A 20,788-nucleotide genomic window follows, 5' to 3' on the forward strand; every position below is an offset into this window, starting at 1 on the left:
AAGCCCGTATAACATAACATCGACATAATGGAGGCATGCATATGGACGTTTTTTTAGGAATCGGTGTTGCTTTGGCTGGTTATTTTATCGGTGAAGGCTTAAAGCAGATGAACCATCCAAAAGCATATGAAAAAAGTGATACCTTGCTTATAAAAGAACGAGATATTTACTTTTACATCGGACATTTTTTAGGAATAACGACAACTGAGGCAAAACAGTTAGCCGGAGACATGACAGACCTGCCCTACATCGAAATAAACGGAAAAAAATATGTCCAGAAACATATGTTAAAAGATTGGACATTCACATTAGTTGAAAAACATCAGGGTGAATAAAACAAATCTGAGGAGAGCGAGATTCATTGTCACGCTCTCCTCTGTTTAGCTGTATGGATTGACCGCCACCAAAACTTTGTTCCATAAGCGCTGATAAAACGATAAACCACCATCTATGTTCTTTCCTCAAACAACTCAAGATGCCCGTTCCACAACAATAGTTTTTATATTCCGATGACGTGATGATCTTGATGAACGTATGTATCGTAAAACACTTAGAAAACCTATTCGGTTCGAATGTGTGCTCTCATTATGCCCCCATACTGCGCCTTTATCCGCGGAGGATTTTTTTAAAAAAATATGAAACCTAAAGCTTTTAGATCCTGAATTTTTATTGAACCTCCATATTTCTCCGATTGGTAAAAATCAGCCTATACACCGGAAGCTGTACGTTTATAAAGGATCAGAGAATCCCATAACCAGTAAATTACTGCAGCCGCAATACTTAACATATAATAAAAGTACGATTGCAATGTCCATGCTATTGACGCAGGTTCATTGATAACAAAAAACAGGAAAGCTGCGATAAAAGCAACCACACTGTAAATCAAGAGGTACATGACATTGAATGTTCTCGCTTTTTTCTGCAACTTCATTTGGAGCGGAACAGCAAAAAGGCCATACACCACAAAACCGTATAATAAAGCAATTGTTGCCGTAAACAATGCAATTATCATATCGCCATACATAACGAAAGAATAAAACCCTAAAAACAAACCAAATGTAAGGCTGGATAGCCCTAATGTCATTAAATAATATGATGCGATTTTTTTCATTTTTTCACCCCCCCTTGTTTGATTTATTCACAGTGCTGTTAGTATAAATTCACAACCTTTGTATTTCTTTTATCGAGATGTCTTCCCCAACGTGCTATACGCAATGCGCTAATAAAAGGTTTCAAAAATGACGTTCTTTTATTAGATAATACGCTGGCATGAAAACGCATCTCCTGATTGGCGAAAGCGCGAATGAAAAAAGTGAATGAATACCTGATCAACAGACAAAATAAGAAGAGTTGATATTCAACACTTTTCGTAAAGGAGTGAAACCAATGAGTAAAAAGGGAATTCAAAATTCAAGTATTGAACAAATGAGAAATGACCATGAGACTGAAACAGCTTTTAAAGCAGATGATCCTAAAAAACATGGTTCTGATCCTAAAAGAACGAAATAAGTTCTTACCCCCACTAAAATATCAATAATCTGGAGGAAGTAAAGTGACTCAAAAAAACGGTGCAGACAGACCTGATGATTATAAAAGATTTTCTTCATTAGACAAGGAATATGATTTTCAGCAATCTATAAGCAGCAATACTGAGACAGAAAGTGTAAACACTGAAACACAAACTCATAACAAAGAAAACAAAAATGACACAACAGATGTAGCCGGGAAATACTTTGAGCCCTCAGATTATAAAGGAAGCACGCAATTGGAAAAAGGATTGGCTGAAACTCATGAACAGGTGAGCGATGACTATTTTGAAGGAACGATCGATCAAAATTTGGACTAGCCATACAAACGGAGCTAACTTAAAAGAAGTCAGTTAGCTCCGTTTGTAGAAACAACCACAGTAAAAGTAGCCAACCCCCACCGAATAAGATGGGGGTTGCACGTAAGTAGCCTGTTTAATATTTAAAACGATTAATGACGGTTTGAAGCTCTTCTGCCAACTGAGATAGAGATTCTGCGGCATAGGAGATTTCCTCCATTGAATGTAGCTGTTCCTCTGATGATTTTGCAACCGCTTCTGTATTTGCTGACGTTTCTTTTGTACCAGCAGCCAATGTATGAACTGTGTGCTGAATCACTTCAACGCCTGAAGTAAGCTGTTGAGTTGCTGCTGCAACTTCTTGTATTTGAGAAGTGACCTGTTCCACCAGGTTCAGTATTTCATTGAAATTTCCTGTTGTCTCTTGAGAAAGAACAATACCTGAGCTCACATTTTCTTGAACAACTTTAATATTATTTACCGTTTCTATCGATTCGTTTTGGATGGTCGCTACCACCGATTGGATGTGGTTTGCAGATTTATTTGTTTCATCCGCCAACTTCCGAACTTCTTCTGCCACCACAGCAAATCCTTTTCCTTGCTCTCCGGCTCTGGCCGCCTCGATCGCTGCGTTTAGGGCCAGCAAATTGGTCTGCTCTGAAATCGTCGTGATAAGCGAGGAAATATCACTGATTTCTGCTGTGCTCGCTACCAATGCCTGTAATCCATTGCCGGCTGAATCTACAGATTTATCAATGAATTTCATCTGATCTAACATCTTGTTGACGGACTTAGAGCCTATTTCAGCCTTGTCTCTCATCGAAGAAGAAAGATCCGCTATGTTCCCTGTATTTGAAGCAACAGATGATATACTGTCTAATAATTCAGTAATGGATTCCGCACTCTTTTCTGTCATTGAGCTTTGTTTCACATTGCTTTCGGCAGCCATCTGCATGGCTCGGGAAATATGTTCAGATGTTGATTTTGATTCTTCTGCGCTTGCCGATAATTCTTCGGAGGAAGCGGCGACTTGTTCAGATGAACTGCTGATCTGCTTCATAATTTGAGATAATGAATGAGTAAAAGAATTAAAAGATTTGGCAAGCTGGCCAAATTCATCTTTATTTTTCACTATGACTTTTTTGGTTAAATCAGCCTCGCCATGAGCAATTTCCTCCAGCTGCTTATTTATGCTTCTTAGTGGCACCATAATGGACTTTAACAGCATTATGCTTAGAACAATGCCTAACATTACTGATATCCCTGTGACAATGATAATGAGCGATTGACTCATTTTCCCATTGCCCCGTATTTCATCCTTTAGATCCTCTACCTCTTGATCCAGGCGATCAGACAGCTTATTGACAGCCGGATCTACGACTTCTTTTCTTAATGTTCTTTCTTCTCCAAAATGGATGGTTTCTGCTTTTTTAGGATTTGAAGAGTAGGCTGTTACTACCTGCTGATTCAAAGCTCTATACTGAGTAAAACTTGTCTTAATGTCTTCAATATTGGATTGATACTTCTCTTCATCAATCAAGTCATTAACCCGGTCAAGGCTCTTTAAGACATCGTCTGCTTTTTCCTTCATACCCTCGTCGTATTCTTTGTCTCCGGTAATCAAGAAGCCTCTTTCATCATTTGATAACCCGGTCAATTCATATTGGATGTGTTTTATCTCTTTTTGGAATTCCATTTTGTCTTTAAGTTCTTCATTCTTTTTCACAGTAGAAGAAATCATAAATACTGAGGAGCCTCCAATTCCAATAATTGAAACAACTAATATTGATATAATCCCCAGCAATTTTGTTTTCACTTTCATGTGTCGTTTTTCCTTTCCGCACAATGTAATGGCTGAAATAAAATATGTTTAAGCGCGTTTAAATCCAATTCGCTTACGCTCATGTCCATAATATCGACACGTGTTATCAAGTTTTATAGTGATATTTTCATATGAATAAGCAAATTCTTTACGTCTCTGAATCTTCAAAAAGGCTTCAAGAAAAATTGGCTGTCTTTTGTCGTATAAGCTTCTTATTTTCTATTAGGCATACAAAAAAGGCTTTTCCCACCTCAAATTGGCTGAACCGGCTGTTTTCTCGAAAATATAATACAATACGCAGCAAAATATGAAGGAGCGAAACTTAAATGGGGATCATCAATGGAAAAGAATTCATTGACCGATTGAATAAACTAGAAAACGAAATATGGTATGATGGCGAAAAAATAAAGGGTAACATTTCTGAGCATCCTGCATTTAAAGGAATAATCAAAACAAAAAGCTCACTTTATGAACTGCAAACAAAGGATGAGTTAATACATGAAATGACTTATTGCCTTCCTGGAGATCATAATCGAATCGGCCTTTCCTATCTCCAGCCTAAAACCAAAAATGATTTGAAAAAAAGAAGGACCATGATTGAACATTGGGCTAGACATACTCATGGAATGATGGGGAGAAGTCCGGATTACATGAATACGGTTATGATGAGCTTTGCTTCGTCAGCGGAGCTTCTAAAAGATAAAGAGAATTGCTTTCCTGAACATATACTAGATATGTATGAACAAGCTGCTAAGCATGACCTTTCTTTTACCCATACATTCATTACTCCGCAAGTGAACCGGTCACAGTCCTATTTTGGGCTAAGTGAAAAACCGATATCTGCTAAAGTCATTGATAGAACCGAAAAAGGTTTAATGATTCATGGCGCACGACTGCTTGCAACACAGGGCGGATTGACCGATGAAATCTTGGTTTTTTCAGCGCCTAAATTTTTCTTTGAAACAGATGAAGCTTATGCTTTTTCAATCCCTTCTAATACAAAAGGCGTAAAATTCATCACAAGAGAATCATTTGTATTAAGCGACTCTTCCTTCAATCATCCCTTAAGCTCCAGGTATGAAGAAATGGATTCAATTGTGGTTTTTGATCATGTGTTAGTGCCGTGGAATCGTGTGTTTTTTTACGATAATGTGGAAGCAGCTAAAGATTTTATGACAAAAAGCTCTTTTCATGCCTTTACCTTTCACCAGGTTGTCATTAGGCAAATGATAAAAATTGAATTTCTATTAGGTGTTGCACAGCTTCTTGTCGACACCATTAATGTATCCGAATATCAGCACATCCAAGAAAAGCTCTCAGAAATCATTGTGGGATTGGAAACAATCAAAGCGCTCATTGACAAATCGGAAAATGATGCTCAGTTAGATGAATTCGGCTATATGCGACCCTCTTTAATTCCTCTTCAAGTCATCAGTACAATCATTCCTAAGCTATATCCTCGATTTACTGAAATCATACAATTAATTGGAGCTAGCGGAATGGTGACATTGCCTACCGAAAATGCATTTGACTCAGAGATACGGGAAGATCTTGACCAATATCTTCAAGCAACCAATACAAATGCTGAAGAACGTGTGAAAATTTTCCGTTTGGCATGGGATTTAACAATGAGTTCATTCGGAACTAGACAAACTCACTATGAAAGATACTTTTTCGGAGATCCTATTCGGATTTCAAGCAGGCTGTATACCAGTTATCCAAAGCAGGAGCAGTTGAACATGATTAAAACATTTTTACATGCAGATGCAGAACAATGAAAAAACAGCGGGAAAAGATCCGCTGTTTCGTATTTTTTATTCAGGAAACTGAACATGGCCCGGTACAGTATAGGCTTTGGACGTTCCGCTTTCAGGCAGCTTTGGAATGGTGTCTTTCACAACTTTTCCGCGGATGTCAGTCATTCTGACTTTGAGAGAGCCTGTACCTAAATTCGTACTCACAAAATGGTTATAGTCCATTTTCTCCATGTTGATCCACTTACCATCCTTTTCATATTCCATTTTCATAACAGGATACTTGTGATTTCTGACTTGGATTGCTGCCCACCACCTGCTGCTGCCTTCTTTGATCCGGTAGGTGAAATTGCCGGTGATTGGGGCTTTGACAACACGCCATTTAATATTGATTTTTCCGTCTTTCATATTGCCGATTTTACGGAAGGCATTAGGTGACAGATCAAGAGCTCCCCGAGCGCCTTCGGGATAAAGATCAGTAACATATACGGTTGTTTTCCCTTTTGGCCCTTCAACTTCCAAATAAGAGCCGGCAAGTGCTGCTTTTACTCCTCCGTAATTGAGATCCGCCGGATTTATTGCAGTAATCTCCATATCGGAAGGAATGGGATCCAGCAGGAAAGCTCCTCCTGAATAACCTGACCCTGTATACGTTGCATAACCTTCATGCAGGTCGTCATATGCTGCCGAAGCTTGCGGGGAAAAACAGAAGATCGTCAACAAAACCATACCAACAAATGCACTCATGATCTTTTTCATATTTGGTCCTCCTCAAACCAGACTTCAAATGAGAATCATTATCATTATAAGACTCAATCCATCTGGTTTGAAAGAGGAAATAGATTCATAGATGATTTTAAGGCAAATTCACTATCATTCATATATCAAATGTAGGTACTTATGAAAAAGCCAATACAAATGAACGAATGTGCACTTCAGCCGAATGTCTTATTTTCCCCTCTCAAAATTCGCACTTCAATAACGAAATGAAACAGGCTGTTGGCCTGATAACAGCTATACAGGAAAAGCTATTTTTCCCCGCTCAGTTTCAACTTAGCTGTCATCATGATGCCAAAGATCAGCACAATCGGAACCCAAATAATGAAGTGATAAAAATCAGGCTCAGCCAGAGCAACAATAATAGCCCCTACACAATACAAAATAATAGCCAGTGCTCTTAACACAGTATCTCTTAAGAAAGTCTTCTTTTGCTTCTTAAAAAACAAACGGCCGGATATATCCTCTAAAAGAGAAGCCAAAGTGCCGGTCAACACAGTTGAAGAAATACCTGCAATCCCCAGTTTTTTTGCTGCTGTAGTTTGAATCCCCATAGAAATGCTCATGAGTATAATCAGAATGTGCACTGGAACAAATGCCCGGTAAAAAGAAAGACAAGCAAAGACAAACAAAATGAATGCTTCAAGTGCGAGGGCTTTTGTCACAGCAGAAGGCCAAAGGGTATTTTCCGCCTTTCCGACCATCAATGTAGCAATGATCACGCCGCATATAAATCCGATTAGCGCAGTCAAGGAATTAAAAACAGTGACCTGAATGGATTTGCCTATAGCTAACCCCAATAATACAATGTTTCCAGTCATATTAGCTGTGAACACATGTCCCAGGCTTAAATACCCGATTACATCCACGATTCCAGCTGTTAAACATAAAAGTGATAGCAAGGTGTTTCGATAAGCTGCTGCAGTCAACGGTGTATCAATCCTTTCTTCTATTTCAATTGTTAGTATGTCTTTTGGCGCAATCTCTATTTTTTAAGTAACCCAACATTAATTAGGAAGATAGAACCTATCATTCCTTTCCATTAACTGTAATAATAATCCCGCAAGGAAATGATTAAAATTGAAAGGAAGCATATTGTGATGAAACGACTTTGTTTATGGTTCACCGTCTTTAGCTTGTTTTTGGTTCTCTTGCCTGGAAAAGCATTAGGTGCAGTCGATTTTCCGAATACCTCAACAAATGGCCTTTTAGGTTTTGCCGGAAATGCCAAAAATGAAAAAGGCATCTCTAAAACGGGCACAACGGGTGGAAAAAACGGGCAGATTGTTTACATTCAAAGCGTAAATGATTTAAAAACCCATCTAGGAGGATCCACTCCGAAAATTTTAGTGCTTCAAAATGATCTTTCCGCATCTGCGAAAACAACAGTTACCATTGGCTCAAATAAAACACTCGTGGGCTCTTACGCGAAAAAAACGCTGAAAAATATTTATTTAACAACTTCATCAGCTTCTGGAAATGTCATTTTTCAAAATTTAACGTTTGAACACAGTCCGCAGATTAACGGAAATAATGATATCCAGCTTTATTTAGATTCCGGTATGAACTATTGGATTGATCACGTCACATTCTCAGGTCATAGCTATAATGCAAGCGGAAGCGATTTGGATAAACTCGTGTATATCGGAAAATCCGCAGATTATATCACGATCAGCAACTCAAAATTTGCGAATCATAAATACGGTTTGATTTTAGGATACCCGGATGATTCTCAGCATCAATATGACGGCTACCCCCACATGACAATCGCCAATAATTATTTTGAGAACTTGTATGTTAGAGGCCCAGGTCTGATGAGATACGGTTACTTTCATGTTAAAAACAATTACAGCAATAATTTTAACCAGGCGATTACAATTGCTACAAAAGCAAAAATATATTCCGAATATAATTACTTTGGGAAAGGCAGTGAAAAAGGCGGCATCCTTGACGACAAGGGCACTGGTTATTTCAAAGACATAGGCAGCTATCCATCACTCAACAAGCAAACCTCTCCGCTGACTTCTTGGAATCCCGGTTCAAACTATAGCTATCGTGTCCAAACGCCGGAATATACAAAAGAATTTGTCACGAAATATGCCGGATCACAAAGTACAACTCTGGTATTTGGCTACTGATATAAAAGAGGCCATGCGTTAAAAACGCTGTGCCTCTTTTTATACTATAGGCTATTTTTAAGCGATCCTTGTAATTCCATCAAGATCCAGCGTCGGTCAAACTAAAAAGCATATGTTCTTTTCCACAATAACTTCTTAACTGGCTTTCTTATTATACCAGTTTATCGCAAGTGAAAAGAAATCATTGTTCTGGACCTGTATTAAATGAACGTTCGTCCCACAAACTATTCAAAAACCCCTAAAAAGGATGATGGATATGTGCGGCAGGTTTACTTTGTACTCTGCATTTGATGATATTATTGACCAGTTTGACATCGATCAATTTTTTCCTAAAGGTGAATACCAGCCAAGCTATAATGTCGCACCATCACAAAACATCCTTGCAATCATCAATGATGGATCAAATAATCGCTTAGGCAAGCTTAGATGGGGACTTATTCCACCTTGGGCAAAAGATGAAAAGATCGGTTATAAAATGATCAATGCTCGAGCCGAAACAATTACCGAGAAACCGGCCTTTCGAAGACCGCTTGTCAGCAAACGCTGCATCATACCAGCAGACAGTTTTTATGAATGGAAACGGCTTGATTCCAAAACCAAAATCCCAATGCGGATCAAATTGAAATCATCTGCTCTTTTTGCGTTTGCTGGCTTATATGAAAAGTGGAGCACACATCAAGGATACCCTCTTTATACCTGCACTATCATAACAACTGAGCCTAATGAGTTCATGAAAGATATACACGACCGAATGCCGGTTATATTGACCCATGATCATGAAAAGGAGTGGCTTAACCCCAAAAATACAAGCCCTGATTATCTGCAAAGTTTGCTGCTGCCTTATGATGCTGATGACATGGAAGCATACCAGGTTTCATCATTAGTAAATTCACCCAAAAATAATTCAGCTGAGCTTCTTGATGCAGAAAATCATATGTAGTGATTGAAATTCTCTAGCAAGAACTTGTCAAATAGCTTTGTTCCTTAGGTGCCAATCCCTCTAGTAATTATGAATATTTAGTACATAGATCAATTAGTTATTTTAGCATCAGTTTGAAATAATTTTATTATGTAAACTTAAATAAGCAATGTTATCCCTTTCATATAAAATAGTTTACATTTTTATAAAATCGCTTCACTTTTCTATTTTGTCAGTAAAAAAACTGAACCACATTAAACTTATGAAACCTGCCGCACCTGTGATTGCAAATATGATATAAGCCCATAGAGGTAAATCCATACACTTTCCCTCCTAAGAATTAAATGAAATTTCTTTCATCTTACATGAAGGTCTTCTTTCTTTTGTTTATCCAGTGTAATACTTAATAATATGTTGATGAATGCAGCTGGAAAATATATAAATCCCACTCCAAGAATGCCTAGTATCGTACTTAAACTTACTATGTAATTCTTTGTCATCGTTTGACTATCAATCAATATTAGAAGTGAAATCAATCCAGCTAAAACACCTATAAACCAAGCATCGCTAACAGCATAAAATCATCCAGCATCCCTAACCATCGCCCCAATATAGAGCTCCCAATGGCAGTCAAACTGGATAAAAATATGAGTGCTTTCATTTCTTGTCCTCCTTTAAAGCCAATCAAACTGGTAGAAATCGGCCATTGAATTCCCATTATCGAATGGTTATCATTTCCACATTAACATTTTAAAGCTCATTACAATACGATTCAAGCAGAAAAACCCTACATAACGTATATATAGGGATTTGATAAAACACAGGCCAAAATTCAACTCTAGTTACTTTAAGACCACTGTGTGATCGGTTCAGTCTTTACGTACCGGGATATTTCACAACAGGCACTTTCTTCTTACGCAGAGAATCAAGCATGACTGATCCAGCATTCAAGTTGCTTTGCACTAATTCTTTAGGCGTCAATGCCATCCACTGATTGAGTGACACATCTGCATAGCGGTCACTTTTGAACATTTCTAAAAACCATAATGTTTCTGTACCAGTGTTTTGTATATAGTGTCCAGCATTAGAAGGCACGTATCCAACGTCGCCTGCTCTATAATCAAATGTGCGCGCAGTCCCATTTCCGATAAATACCGTCATTCGTCCCTGTCCTGTTAGATAATATTGCCACTCATCGCTATTGGGATGCCAATGAAGCTCTCTCATCGCGCCAGGCTCAATCTGAACAAGTGCAGCGGCTATCGTTTTTGAAATTGGGAAGTTAGAAGAATCCACAATTCGTACACTCCCCCCTGGCATTTGAATTGGGGATTGATTTAACAGCTCGTGTTTAAAGGTCATGGGGACTTTTCCATATGGTGACTGAATGTCTTCACTGGCGACTGATCCCGGCACATTCCCTTGGTAAATATAGACTTGCTCAGACGGAAGAGAGTTGAAAGCATTCTCCGGGACACCGAAATTTGCAGACAGAACGTCTTTTGGTGTGTGTGCAAGCCAATCTGAAATGGTTAACGTTGAAAACTCAGAAAAGTTTCCATCATCGAATACGAGCAGAAACTCGCAGTGTTCCAATCCTTGTATGGAATGCGGAATTCCTGCTGGGAAGTACCAAAGGTCGCCGGGACCAACATCAGCAATGAAATTTCGTCCGTCTTGGTCAACAGCGGTGATACGTGCCCGTCCCAAAAGCATATAAGCCCACTCCGCTTGCTTATGCCAATGAAGCTCACGGACGCCTCCCGCAGTTAAGCTCATGTTTACACCTGCAATCGCAGTCGAAATCGGAAGCTGTCTTACGGTGATTTCTCTTGACCAGCCGCCGTGATCTAATTTCATGGGAGCGTCTGAGAATGAAAATCTCAAGTTAGGAATCATACCCTCATCTGTAACAGGCGGAACAAGTATATTCGGATTTTGAATATCCCGTATTATATTTCGCGGGCCTGCATCAATAGCTCCAGCTCCATCACTTCGAATAGGCTGCGGCACGTTTCTGTCTTCATGATTGATTGGTTGTTGTTCCAACAGCATGCACCTCGTTTTAGAAATGAACAAGATTTTATTTCAGCCTATGCAGAATCTTAGATTGCTGTGCCTAGGAATCCGCAAATAAAAAAGTGACCACCAATGTGATCACAAATACATCAAATAAGCTATTTTTTATACCATGGCTTCTTATGTAATTTGATTTCTTCTGTCTGTTTTTTCTGGCCTGTCTTCCACTCCACTTTCACTAATACATCATGTCCTATCACTTCATCTTCAGGCATATAATCAAAGGTGGCAATATGGTCCTCCATGCGTCCCCCACCTGGCATTTCATCACCTGTGTATTCTGACAAATCATAATTTTCCCTGTCATCATACATTTTACCATCTATGTATAAGGTGATTTTTTCTATGACAGTCCTCTTTTCGTCCTTCTTACTCCCCTGCCAATATAGATTTAGAAAATAATTAGGTCCAATTGAAGTTTTGTCTGATTTTTCAAGGTTAGACATCCACAGTCCGCTTTTCCCGCTGCCCTCATATTTCACTTTGTTTCCTGATACCATTACAAATAATGTGATGATGCAGATGATCAAGAATCCAGCAATGATCAATAGCCATTTCTTAATATTGTTCTTTTTTCTCATGCTTTTCCCCACTTCCCTAACTCGTTAGTAGGAAAATATGATCAAAATGTTACTAAAAAGAAAATTAAAAACTTCGAATTTAAATTAAAGCTCTTTCAGAGACAAAATTTAACCGTATATCACGCCTTACATACAATTTTGTTTTAAAATGGGCTTTTTATTTTGAAAAATCAAGCTAACAAGAGTTTATTAAGTGATTTTTCAAATTTATTTATACTCATGATCTCGTGAGTCACAAATCTCCCATCAAAAAAACGCTAAAAGTTGTCCAAATAGCTGGTGACTTTTGTTCCTCTTCTTTCGATGATAACTGAATTGACTGAAATTGAACTCTGAAAATTTCGAAATTAAAGATTTTTAATAACGAAACGGGCTGCACTTGTTTAGGTGTCACTGTCATTATCAGTAAAATGTTACGCTGAAATGCGCAGTCAGTCACAAAGTCTCTATTCGTATTCCATAAAGACTTTGTGATCATCGACAAACATTTCACTCCCATCGGATAAGTGTATCCAAAAAGCCTCCTCTGGTTCTTCTCTATAGTCATAAATCACAGTCACTTTGACATTTGACTCAGCTACGATGGTTTTCCAACAATTATTTTCGTTTTTTCCTCAGGCAAAGTAAGAGATCGAATCATCAAAGCCATTCTATCTTTACTGTCTAATTAACGCCATCTTCAGTGAATTTAAAGGTCTGTTTTAAATTGCGTCCTTCTTGCCCCTTCTGTGTCCAAATTATAACAACTTCTAATTCAGAGGCTTTATCTGCCAGCATAAAATGATTGAACTTCAGCGGTGAGCCATCATTTAAACTTTCAGCTAACATTTTAGAATCTTCTTTTGGTTTGACACAATTTTCATCGGGACATCCAAAAAGTGAAAACCTTGTGATTGAATCAGGGTCATTTCTATACAATTGCACATCCACTGTAGCTGCTTTTTCCCCTATATTTTTGACTTCCAAGGAATATACTTGATATTCTCCTTTTTGAGGTCTCGCAAATTCCTTTACATTTTTTGCTTCACTTACTTTTACTGACCACTGGTCTGTTTTTTGTGTAATAGGCAACACCGTAAAAGTCAGGGCATGCGCTTTTGATTGGCAAAACGTAAATCCAACTGCTGTAAAAACAATTACAGAAAATAATACCCTTTTCACTTCATTTATCCCTCCTTCCTTTCACTGGCTGCTCCTTAAAGAATTGATTTTGAGCAATCTACAAGCTCTCTTAACCAAAACCTTACCTGAGGTTTTGTCTTTTACTGCTCTGCATTTATTTCTTTCGGTATCCGAGATGGAGCCTTGGGGATTTTTCTCAATTTGCTGTTTATCACATCAGAAGAGTATAGCGTAATAATCATACTTCCCCCATACCTTTTTGCCCGAATTAAGATTGGTTGGTTATATTGGTTTTGAAAGCGAAAGTCAGGACCTCCCCAGCTTACCGTCGCATCCCGTCCGGGCGGTACATATGGTACACTTCTAGTATGAGAATAGCGCTGAACGATCTGCAGTCCTGCACGATCAACGGCATTAAATAGAGTTGAGGACACCTGACAAATTCCTCCTCCTACACCTTCAGACAACTCCCCTTTTACAATAATGGGTGCACTTTTATATCCTTTGTTCCGAGTTCTCTTTCCCACAACTTGGTTAAACGAAAACGTCTCATTAGGGAAAACAACGTGATTGTCGATTGCTTTTGCAGAAAGAGAAATATTGTGTGAACGGCTTTTATTGCTTGAGTTAAAATACGTCACGTACTGACCAAGCTGCTGCGTACTGATGTGAGCTAGCAGCTCGCTGTCAACTTTCGGATAAATGTTCATTTCCGGCACTTCTATCTTGGAGGGACCTTGCCCATAAAAATACGCATAAAACTTTTCCATAAACGCCTGTTGATACAGTTTGTAGCCAACCCTGCCCGGGACGATGCTTCCATGATCGTTAAGGACAGCATTTATCGGCTCACGGTACACTTTCTGATCAAGCTGTTTGATGAATTTACTGTATTTTTCATAGTCAACCATTGGAGTGCCGGGAAGAGGCATTGTAAAGTCTTCACGGTTAACAGTGGCAATCGTCCGTCCTTGCTGTGTGACCGTTAAACTGTCCTGCGGCTCACTCGGCTGAGCCAATAAAAAAAGACCAGTGATCAAAATTTGTATCATAAGTCGGTTTACCTCCCGATCATTAGTATGAACAGCCGCTTATCCTTTGATGTATTTCTTCCCATCGTTTGTTTGAATCTTTAGACGTTGATAAAAACCTTCATAAAAGAGCTTAGCTTTATGTTCACACCGATCCCTGAGCTCACTGAGGCAAACGGTTCATTCAGTCGGCAAGTTTGAAGTAGTTCAGCATCTCCCAGTGATGAGGGATGCTTTTTTGTCTTGTCAAAAATGAAAAGGGTCTCCTATAACAACAACAAATCAATCCATATCAATATTTTTTTATTGAGAAACGATAAATTTTTTGTTACATTCAATTAGACAACAAATAAATGAGGTGCTTGTTATGAATCGAATGTCGACAATTTTTTTAAAGATAGCTTTGGTTCTTATTGGAATTCCAATTCTTGCTTTATGCATTTTTTTAGTGCCTAAGATAGCCAACTATTCAGCAGAATTATTTCCAAATATCGCTTATATAAAATATCTCGTTTTCATCTATTTGTATGTAACGGCGATACCTTTTTACTTTGCTCTTTATCAAGCGTTCAAACTTTTAAGCTATATTGACAAAAACAAAGCTTTCTCGGGTTTGTCTGTAAGAGCTTTGAAGAATATAAAATACTGCGCAGTCACTATCAGTATCTTTTACGCAGCAGGCATGCCTGTCTTTTATCTGATGGCCGAGATAGACGACGCCCCGGGTATCATTGTGATCGGATTGGTTATTATTTTTGCTTCAATGGTGATTGCGGTCTTTGCTGCTGTTCTTCAAAAACTGTTAAAAGAAGCGATAGATATAAAATCAGAAAATGACTTAACGGTCTGAGGTGATGACATGGCGATTATTATCAACATTGATGTGATGCTTGCTAAGAGGAAAATGAGCGTAACAGAGCTTTCAGAGAGAGTTGGCATCACCATGGCTAATCTTTCGATATTGAAAAACGGAAAAGCAAAGGCTATTCGATTATCAACTTTAGAAGCGATTTGCAAGGCTTTAGAATGTCAGCCCGGGGATATATTGGAATACCGAAGTGATGAAGACACACAGGATTCGTAAAAAATATGTAAGATCAACAGAAAAATAAAGTGATTGGCGGTGAGCTTATGGACATAAACTTATATCCATCTAGCTGCTATACTAAGCGTCCCTTCCATACACGAAGAACACAACTATGGAGGAGGCATACATCATGAGAGCAATAAAACAAATCGTTCTTTTTGGCTGGGAACAAGCCCTTTCATGTTTGTTTCCTGCCGTTATTTTTGCCTCTTTGGCTATTACGCAAATCATCCCACTGCCCTTCTTGCCGCGATATGACTGGCTGCTCATTATCTGCGTTCTCATGCAATTGTGGATGGTGCGTTCCGGTCTTGAAACACGGGATGAATTAAAAGTGATCACATTATTCCACCTTATTGGGCTTGCTCTGGAACTTTTTAAAGTCCATATGGGCTCCTGGTCTTATCCAGAAGAAGGATACTCCAAAATATTTGGAGTACCTTTGTATAGCGGCTTTATGTACGCAAGTGTAGCCAGTTATTTGTGCCAGGCATGGAGAAGGCTTAAGGTTGAACTGGTTAAGTGGCCGTCTTTTTTTGCAGTTGTTCCGCTTGCCGCAGCAATTTATTTGAATTTTTTCACCCACCATTTTTCTATAGATATTCGATGGTGGTTATCTGGGCTTGTCATCATTGTCTTTTGGCAAACATGGGTTACATACGAGGTGAATGGAGCTCGTTACCGTATGCCGCTCGCACTTTCTTTTGTACTCATCGGATTTTTTATATGGATAGCGGAAAATATCGCTACGTTTTTTGGAGCTTGGAAATATCCAAACCAAATCGATACATGGAGTCTCGTACACCTTGGAAAGGTAAGTTCATGGCTCTTGCTAGTGATTGTTAGCTTTCTTATAGTAGCATCATTAAAACAAGTTAAGGAGCAGAGTCCCACAAAGGCAGAGATGGATGAATCTTTTTCTTAGCATACGCATACAAGGTCCCAAATAGAGTGAAAAGCAACGTTCAAATGGTTGCTTTTTTCTTTTATGTAACTCTGCCGGTGAGTATTCATCTTCTTCAAATTTCATCGCAACACGATAACTGATTCAGATTACAACTGCTTTCAACACTTTGACAAACTCATGCGCCGCCGGCGTTATCTCTTCAAATGAATGTGCGATGACGCCAATATCGCGTGTAACCCTAGGAAAGATGTCCTTTTTAATCAATTGATGCGGGACGGATGAAAGTGTAAAGTTTGAAATGATGCCGATACCCAAGTTATTTTTGACCATATTAATCAAGGTTTCGGCATTTTGCACAGTTAAGTTTTCCTTTAATTCGATGTTGTATTGCGAAAATGCGTTTGACATCGCGATTTCATGACCGCCTTTACAAAAAATGAGGTCATCTTGATATGTTTCAAGGTCGACATGCTTTTCAAGTTTTAATTCGTCACGCTGCGGCGGGATGACGGCCACCATATAGTCGTTACACAATAGCTGATTTTCAAACGGTTCAAATGGAGATGCTGCGATCCCGATATCAACCGTCCGATCTTCAACCCATCCTTTTATTTGGTCAGAGGTTCCTTCGATCAATTCTATGAGGATCAGCGGGTAGTTTGATCTGAATGCCGCAATCGCCTGTGGCATGATATTTGTTGAAACTGCAGGAAATGAACCAATTTTCACCTTCCCGTTTAACAGCTTGTTTTCCCGGTTGGCTACTTGATATATTTTGCTTTCAATTCCCTTCATTTGCCTCGCCAGCAGCAATATTTCTTTTCCGATGTCAGTCAGCATTAAACCATGATGTTTATCCCTGATCAATAATTTGAGCTGCAGTGAGCTCTCCAGGTTTTTTATCGCTTTACTTACCGCCGGCTGAGAGATGAACAATTCTTTTGCCGCTTCTGTAATATTTAATTTCTCCCCGACTTTTACAAATATGTGAAGATGGTTCATGTTCATAACCATTTGGTTATACCCCCAATAATAAAAATGTATTTCAGTTATACATAAATGTAACATATGATAGAAACCAGCACGATATTTTAACAAGAAAGGCGGCTTCATTATGGTAAAAGTTATGCTGGGAATCATATCTGTCACACTTATTTGGGGTTATACTTGGGTTGCGATGAAAGTAGGAATTCATGACATCCCCCCGCTTTTATTTTCGGGTTTGCGCCTGTTCATCGGAGCAGTTCCTTTATTTCTCATTCTCTTCATCCAAAGAAAAAAGCTTTCAATTCAAAAAGAACATCTCAAAAGCTATATCATCATGAGCCTGTTGATGGGGCTGGGCTATATGGGGATTTTGACGTATGGAATGCAGTTTGTCGATTCAGGGAAAACCTCTGTTTTGGTATATACAATGCCTATATTTGTTACGGTGATCAGCCATTTTTCATTAAACGAGAAAATGAATGTGTATAAAACGATGGGACTGGTCTGCGGCCTCTTCGGACTGTTATTTATATTTGGAAAGGAAATGCTCAATATCGATCAAAGCGCTTTATTTGGGGAGCTGTGCGTACTTGCGGCAGCGCTTAGCTGGGGAATCGCGAATGTGTTCAGCAAGCTACAATTCAAGCATATCGATATTATTCACATGAATGCCTGGCACCTTATGATGGGAGCCGTCATGTTATTGGTGTTTTCCTTTATATTTGAGCCGGTCCCTTCAGCCGAGTGGACATATCAGGCGGTGTGGTCATTGCTGTTTAATGGCTTGCTTTCCACCGGCTTTACCTTTGTCGTATGGTTTTGGGTGCTCAATCAAATCCAAGCGTCAAAAGCATCCATGGCATTAATGTTTGTTCCCGTATTGGCCCTATTCTTTGGATGGCTGCAATTGCACGAACAGATCACCATCAACATTATCCTCGGCGCACTGCTGATATGCTGCGGGATTTTTATGAATACATTTACATTTTCACGACGGAAAGTGTGAATGATATACATTTCCCCTGTCATTTGGGCTTCATGTGACAGGTGACGACTATTACGAGAAAGTCTTCTAGAATCCTGACGACAGCCTATAAAACAATGGAAAAAGCTAATGTCTGCATGTGAGACATTAGCTTGGCTGGCGTTTAGGCTGGTGAGAATCCAGATTCTTTTTTATTACCATTCTGGCTGATCAAACTGAAAACCGTATAGACCTTTTACTTTAACATCTCCGCAATCTGGATCTTTCGTCAAAATCAAATAATGAGTCTTATAAGGCATCGTCTCAACTCGATCAGTTGCACTCAAATCAAAATGATCCCCCGAGAAGTTTTTTTCACTAACGGTTATTTCATATCCTGACAAAGTCATTCGCATGATTCTTGCGTTAATTGTACATCCTTCAGTATCGAAAATGGTGAATCTGTACCCAAAGTGAGATGTCCAATGGTTTGAATTTAGGTTATCAGACTTCATAAACCATTTTTCATTCTCTGTCATTGTAAAACTCACTTTCTCCTCATCTTTCACGATAACGGCCGAAGCTTCCCCTACATGGATAGTCAAAGCCAAAAGAAATGTAAAAGCTAACATCAACATCTTTTTCAAAAGAGTTCCTCCCGACATCTTTTACTTCAATATATTGGAAGGGTCTTTTCTGATCAAGACAGTCTTCTCCAAATGAATCTTTAGCACCATGAAATGAGCCTTAATAAGAACAGTTTTAACCCAAATCAAACTCTATTCGAAATAAGGCTTACCAATCTATATTCTTTTTAAAAGTTTCTGCATTTCTTTATATAGCTCCTAGACACATATAAAAAATGCTCCCATAAGTTCAGGAGCACTACAAAAAACTGCTAAAGTGTTTTCTATCGATTTATTGTATTCATTAGCTCAAAGAAGTATTCAGGCTTTTGAGTCTTATTTAGCTTATACCATGAACGCAATGTATCTGGTGCAAATACATCTAATTTTTTCAATACTTCTACTGCAAATTCCAAAGGAGCAATTCCTGATGCAGTAACCAAATTTTTATCAGATACTGCAGGTTCCTTTTCATATAGTGTTTCTCCTTTGTAATTAGGGCAAACCATTTTCATATACTCTAGGTCATTGCTTGTGTGCTTTCTCGAATTTAAGTATCCTTCATTCGCGAGGCCCAAGGTTGCCCCACAAATTGCAGCAATAGTCGTGCCGAGCTTTAAAGCGTCGCCAACTTTTTTCAAGATCGGCTGATGAATAACTTCTCCCCAAGTGTTTCCTCCGGGTAAAATGATAAGATCTTGACTCCCAAGAATACATTCGTCAAGAGAAATATCTGGTTTTATGCTTAATCCTCCCAACGTAGTTATCATTTCTTTATTAACCCCTACTGTAACTACTTTTAAAGATGCTGCATCTTGTTTAAAGTATCTCCCTGAGTTTAGTTCCGCAATTAAATATCCATATTCCCAGTCTGACATTGTGTGAAATACGTAGAGATAAACTTTTCTCGTTTGCATCCAATAACACTCCAATCACAATTGATAAAGCTTTCTAATAGATGACTTTGCGACAGCCATTGTCAGCTTTTTTGTTGATTCTATTCTTATGCCCTTGTTCTCCCAACTTATAAAAATATAAGATCAATTGATTCTATGTTTACTAGCGCAATGGGGTTTGTTACACTAACTGTCATGGAAAACATTTCAAAGGTAATACAAAATCATTTGAATGAGGAGGCCTGATGAAGTTGAAAAATAAAGCGTCAATAAAATTCGGAATATGTGTTGGGCTTTTATGTTTAAGCATTACTGGTTTCACACCTTTTTTCAACTCAACACATGCAGAAGCAAAATCCATAGAAGACACAAACATGGCAAGCTGTATAACGAATAAAAAATTTGTTCAACTTGAGAAAAAATTTGATGCCAGGCTTGGTGTTTATGCAATTGATACAGGTTCAAACAAGACAATCGCCTATCGGCCGAATGAACGATTTGCTTACGCATCAACCTATAAAGTTCTAGCCGCAGCTGCTGTCCTGAAGAAAAACTCAATTGAAAAACTTAATGAAGTCATCCACTACAGCAAGGACGATCTTGTTACATATTCTCCAATCACAGAGAAACACCTAGATACAGGCATGAGCCTAAAAGAAATCTCGGAAGCGGCTATCCGTTACAGCGATAATACCGCTGGGAACATCTTGTTGCAACAGCTTGGCGGCCCTAAAGGTTTTGAAAAGTCACTGAAACAGATTGGGGATCATGTAACGAAAGCTAAACGATTCGAGACGGATCTAAACTCTGCGATTCCTGGTGATATTCGTGACACCAGCACCGCAAAAGCACTGGCAACCGATCTTAAAGCCTTCACTTTAGATAACACGCTCACGACTGACAAACGCACGATCTTAACCGATTGGATGCGAGGCAATGCTACTGGTGACGAACTGATTCGGGCAGGCGCTCCAATAGGATGGGAAGTCGGCGATAAATCCGGAGCCGGAAGTTACGGGACACGAAACGACATTGCTATCGTTTGGCCGCCAAACAGAGCTCCTATTGTTGTGGCAATTCTGTCAAACCGCTTTATGAAAGATGCTAATTATGATAATGCTCTTATCGCTGAGGCTGCAAAAGTCGTCCTTAACGATCTCAAATAAAGTGTTTAGCCTTTTGCCACAAAGGAAAAGACATTACTTTTTTAACTCCTACCGTTCATTTTTTGATGAACGGTTCTTTCATAAGACCTCTAGAATCATATATTTAA

21 protein-coding genes and 5 pseudogenes are annotated in these 20,788 nt (G+C 38.9%); 11 read left to right on the forward strand and 15 right to left on the reverse strand.

The genetic code is table 11. The annotated features are described in order from the left end of the window. Positions 1-41 precede the first annotated feature (41 nt). Entirely contained in the window at positions 42-335 is a 294-nt protein-coding gene (locus NYE20_RS11345) for a hypothetical protein (RefSeq protein WP_161621622.1), read from the forward strand. 371 nt (positions 336-706) lie between these two features. Here the strand turns inward: NYE20_RS11345 and NYE20_RS11350 are convergent, their stop codons facing one another. Together NYE20_RS11350 and NYE20_RS11355 are read right to left on the reverse strand one after the other, a co-directional pair. Next, a complete protein-coding gene (locus NYE20_RS11350; RefSeq protein ID WP_339183012.1) occupies positions 707-1,111 on the reverse strand; it encodes a UPF0715 family protein in 405 nt (134 codons plus the stop codon). Between the two features lie 89 nt (positions 1,112-1,200). Then, a pseudogene (locus NYE20_RS11355) lies at positions 1,201-1,318 on the reverse strand (hypothetical protein); the annotation flags it as partial. A 68-nt stretch (positions 1,319-1,386) separates the two neighbouring features. Here NYE20_RS11355 and NYE20_RS11360 point away from each other — a divergent pair. Next, positions 1,387-1,509, forward strand: a complete 123-nt coding sequence (locus tag NYE20_RS11360) for a hypothetical protein (protein ID WP_014477000.1) — start codon at positions 1,387-1,389, stop codon at positions 1,507-1,509. Between the two features lie 43 nt (positions 1,510-1,552). Beyond that, positions 1,553-1,846: a YozQ family protein gene (locus tag NYE20_RS11365; protein WP_014477001.1), complete on the forward strand. Its 294-nt coding sequence runs from the start codon at positions 1,553-1,555 to the stop codon at positions 1,844-1,846. A 115-nt stretch (positions 1,847-1,961) separates the two neighbouring features. Here the strand turns inward: NYE20_RS11365 and NYE20_RS11370 are convergent, their stop codons facing one another. Continuing rightward, a complete protein-coding gene (locus tag NYE20_RS11370; RefSeq protein WP_161621623.1) occupies positions 1,962-3,647 on the reverse strand; it encodes a methyl-accepting chemotaxis protein in 1,686 nt (561 codons plus the stop codon). A gap of 326 nt (positions 3,648-3,973) precedes the next feature. Here NYE20_RS11370 and hpaB point away from each other — a divergent pair, with 326 nt between their 5' ends. Continuing rightward, positions 3,974-5,425, forward strand: coding sequence for a 4-hydroxyphenylacetate 3-monooxygenase, oxygenase component (gene hpaB / locus NYE20_RS11375; protein WP_134157009.1), 1,452 nt, complete (start codon positions 3,974-3,976; stop codon positions 5,423-5,425). A 36-nt stretch (positions 5,426-5,461) separates the two neighbouring features. On the opposite strand, the gene exlX is transcribed toward hpaB, so the two are convergent. Further along, complete coding sequence (gene exlX, locus NYE20_RS11380) at positions 5,462-6,160, reverse strand: expansin ExlX (protein WP_003231419.1); 699 nt, start codon at positions 6,158-6,160, stop codon at positions 5,462-5,464. Between the two features lie 269 nt (positions 6,161-6,429). Then, positions 6,430-7,107, reverse strand: coding sequence for a YoaK family protein (locus tag NYE20_RS11385; RefSeq protein ID WP_004399503.1), 678 nt, complete (start codon positions 7,105-7,107; stop codon positions 6,430-6,432). 171 nt (positions 7,108-7,278) lie between these two features. Between NYE20_RS11385 and NYE20_RS11390 the strand changes: the two genes are divergently transcribed. Both NYE20_RS11390 and NYE20_RS11395 read left to right on the forward strand, forming a co-directional pair. After that, positions 7,279-8,316 carry a polysaccharide lyase family 1 protein gene (locus NYE20_RS11390; RefSeq protein WP_004399365.1) on the forward strand — a complete coding sequence of 346 codons (1,038 nt, stop codon included), beginning with the start codon at positions 7,279-7,281 and terminating at the stop codon, positions 8,314-8,316. 256 nt (positions 8,317-8,572) lie between these two features. After that, the gene (locus NYE20_RS11395) at positions 8,573-9,256 is read left to right on the forward strand and encodes an SOS response-associated peptidase (protein WP_072174305.1); all 684 of its coding nucleotides are present in this window, start codon (positions 8,573-8,575) and stop codon (positions 9,254-9,256) included. 335 nt (positions 9,257-9,591) lie between these two features. On the opposite strand, the pseudogene NYE20_RS11400 reads toward NYE20_RS11395, so the two are convergent. The 7 genes and pseudogenes from NYE20_RS11400 to NYE20_RS11430 form a co-directional block, all read right to left on the reverse strand. Continuing rightward, a pseudogene (locus tag NYE20_RS11400) lies at positions 9,592-9,896 on the reverse strand (hypothetical protein). 215 nt (positions 9,897-10,111) lie between these two features. After that, positions 10,112-11,290, reverse strand: coding sequence for an oxalate decarboxylase (oxdD, locus tag NYE20_RS11405; protein WP_077671330.1), 1,179 nt, complete (start codon positions 11,288-11,290; stop codon positions 10,112-10,114). Positions 11,291-11,412: 122 nt separating this feature from the next. Further along, on the reverse strand, positions 11,413-11,895 hold the full coding sequence (locus NYE20_RS11410) for a DUF4944 domain-containing protein (protein WP_015714060.1): 483 nt from the start codon (positions 11,893-11,895) through the stop codon (positions 11,413-11,415). A 170-nt stretch (positions 11,896-12,065) separates the two neighbouring features. Continuing rightward, a pseudogene (locus NYE20_RS11415) lies at positions 12,066-12,226 on the reverse strand (YoaP domain-containing protein); the annotation flags it as partial. Beyond that, positions 12,221-12,455 (reverse strand): annotated as a pseudogene (locus NYE20_RS11420) (hypothetical protein); the annotation flags it as partial. The pseudogenes NYE20_RS11420 and NYE20_RS11415, both read right to left, overlap by 6 nt. 103 nt (positions 12,456-12,558) lie before the next feature. Further along, entirely contained in the window at positions 12,559-13,056 is a 498-nt protein-coding gene (locus NYE20_RS11425) for a hypothetical protein (RefSeq protein WP_015714062.1), read from the reverse strand. A 101-nt stretch (positions 13,057-13,157) separates the two neighbouring features. Continuing rightward, positions 13,158-14,069, reverse strand: coding sequence for a VanW family protein (locus tag NYE20_RS11430; protein ID WP_161621624.1), 912 nt, complete (start codon positions 14,067-14,069; stop codon positions 13,158-13,160). 346 nt (positions 14,070-14,415) lie between these two features. On the opposite strand from NYE20_RS11430, the gene NYE20_RS11435 reads away from it, so the two are divergent. The 3 genes and pseudogenes from NYE20_RS11435 (at position 14,416) to NYE20_RS11445 (ending at position 16,060) form a co-directional block, all read left to right on the forward strand. Further along, positions 14,416-14,898, forward strand: a complete 483-nt coding sequence (locus NYE20_RS11435; protein WP_015251949.1) for a DUF2975 domain-containing protein — start codon at positions 14,416-14,418, stop codon at positions 14,896-14,898. A 9-nt stretch (positions 14,899-14,907) separates the two neighbouring features. Further along, positions 14,908-15,160 (forward strand): annotated as a pseudogene (locus tag NYE20_RS11440) (helix-turn-helix transcriptional regulator). 105 nt (positions 15,161-15,265) lie between these two features. Beyond that, positions 15,266-16,060, forward strand: a complete 795-nt coding sequence (locus NYE20_RS11445; RefSeq protein ID WP_041849916.1) for a DUF817 domain-containing protein — start codon at positions 15,266-15,268, stop codon at positions 16,058-16,060. 123 nt (positions 16,061-16,183) lie between these two features. Here NYE20_RS11445 and NYE20_RS11450 read toward each other — a convergent pair whose 3' ends face one another. After that, entirely contained in the window at positions 16,184-17,056 is an 873-nt protein-coding gene (locus NYE20_RS11450) for a LysR family transcriptional regulator (RefSeq protein ID WP_120028147.1), read from the reverse strand. A gap of 100 nt (positions 17,057-17,156) precedes the next feature. Here NYE20_RS11450 and NYE20_RS11455 point away from each other — a divergent pair, with 100 nt between their 5' ends. Beyond that, positions 17,157-18,035 (forward strand): DMT family transporter, encoded by an 879-nt coding sequence (locus NYE20_RS11455; protein ID WP_021481420.1) that lies wholly within the window; start codon positions 17,157-17,159, stop codon positions 18,033-18,035. A gap of 173 nt (positions 18,036-18,208) precedes the next feature. On the opposite strand, the gene NYE20_RS11460 is transcribed toward NYE20_RS11455, so the two are convergent. Together NYE20_RS11460 and NYE20_RS11465 are read right to left on the reverse strand one after the other, a co-directional pair. Next, on the reverse strand, positions 18,209-18,640 hold the full coding sequence (locus tag NYE20_RS11460; RefSeq protein WP_064671128.1) for a hypothetical protein: 432 nt from the start codon (positions 18,638-18,640) through the stop codon (positions 18,209-18,211). A 263-nt stretch (positions 18,641-18,903) separates the two neighbouring features. Beyond that, positions 18,904-19,536, reverse strand: a complete 633-nt coding sequence (locus tag NYE20_RS11465) for a type 1 glutamine amidotransferase family protein (RefSeq protein ID WP_072174149.1) — start codon at positions 19,534-19,536, stop codon at positions 18,904-18,906. Between the two features lie 224 nt (positions 19,537-19,760). Between NYE20_RS11465 and bla the strand changes: the two genes are divergently transcribed. Continuing rightward, positions 19,761-20,681, forward strand: a complete 921-nt coding sequence (bla, locus tag NYE20_RS11470; RefSeq protein WP_161621625.1) for a class A beta-lactamase — start codon at positions 19,761-19,763, stop codon at positions 20,679-20,681. The last annotated feature ends 107 nt before the right edge of the window (positions 20,682-20,788 follow it).

The sequence above is a fragment of the Bacillus sp. FSL R5-0416 genome (genome assembly GCF_037975425.1).
GTDB classification, from domain to species: Bacteria; Bacillota; Bacilli; order Bacillales; family Bacillaceae; genus Bacillus; species Bacillus subtilis.

Excerpts from the sequence above, each read along its gene's own strand:
- NYE20_RS11345 (WP_161621622.1), top strand. The coding sequence starts at position 42 with ATGGACGTTTTTTTAGGAATCGGTGTTGCTTTGGCTGGTTATTTTATC.
- NYE20_RS11350 (WP_339183012.1), bottom strand. The coding sequence starts at position 1,111 with ATGAAAAAAATCGCATCATATTATTTAATGACATTAGGGCTATCCAGC.
- NYE20_RS11360 (WP_014477000.1), top strand. The coding sequence starts at position 1,387 with ATGAGTAAAAAGGGAATTCAAAATTCAAGTATTGAACAAATGAGAAAT.
- NYE20_RS11370 (WP_161621623.1), bottom strand. The coding sequence starts at position 3,647 with ATGAAAGTGAAAACAAAATTGCTGGGGATTATATCAATATTAGTTGTT.
- hpaB (WP_134157009.1), top strand. The coding sequence starts at position 3,974 with ATGGGGATCATCAATGGAAAAGAATTCATTGACCGATTGAATAAACTA.
- exlX (WP_003231419.1), bottom strand. The coding sequence starts at position 6,160 with ATGAAAAAGATCATGAGTGCATTTGTTGGTATGGTTTTGTTGACGATC.
- NYE20_RS11390 (WP_004399365.1), top strand. The coding sequence starts at position 7,279 with ATGAAACGACTTTGTTTATGGTTCACCGTCTTTAGCTTGTTTTTGGTT.
- NYE20_RS11395 (WP_072174305.1), top strand. The coding sequence starts at position 8,573 with ATGTGCGGCAGGTTTACTTTGTACTCTGCATTTGATGATATTATTGAC.
- oxdD (WP_077671330.1), bottom strand. The coding sequence starts at position 11,290 with ATGCTGTTGGAACAACAACCAATCAATCATGAAGACAGAAACGTGCCG.
- NYE20_RS11410 (WP_015714060.1), bottom strand. The coding sequence starts at position 11,895 with ATGAGAAAAAAGAACAATATTAAGAAATGGCTATTGATCATTGCTGGA.
- NYE20_RS11430 (WP_161621624.1), bottom strand. The coding sequence starts at position 14,069 with ATGATACAAATTTTGATCACTGGTCTTTTTTTATTGGCTCAGCCGAGT.
- NYE20_RS11435 (WP_015251949.1), top strand. The coding sequence starts at position 14,416 with ATGAATCGAATGTCGACAATTTTTTTAAAGATAGCTTTGGTTCTTATT.
- NYE20_RS11445 (WP_041849916.1), top strand. The coding sequence starts at position 15,266 with ATGAGAGCAATAAAACAAATCGTTCTTTTTGGCTGGGAACAAGCCCTT.
- NYE20_RS11450 (WP_120028147.1), bottom strand. The coding sequence starts at position 17,056 with ATGGTTATGAACATGAACCATCTTCACATATTTGTAAAAGTCGGGGAG.
- NYE20_RS11455 (WP_021481420.1), top strand. The coding sequence starts at position 17,157 with ATGGTAAAAGTTATGCTGGGAATCATATCTGTCACACTTATTTGGGGT.
- NYE20_RS11465 (WP_072174149.1), bottom strand. The coding sequence starts at position 19,536 with ATGCAAACGAGAAAAGTTTATCTCTACGTATTTCACACAATGTCAGAC.
- bla (WP_161621625.1), top strand. The coding sequence starts at position 19,761 with ATGAAGTTGAAAAATAAAGCGTCAATAAAATTCGGAATATGTGTTGGG.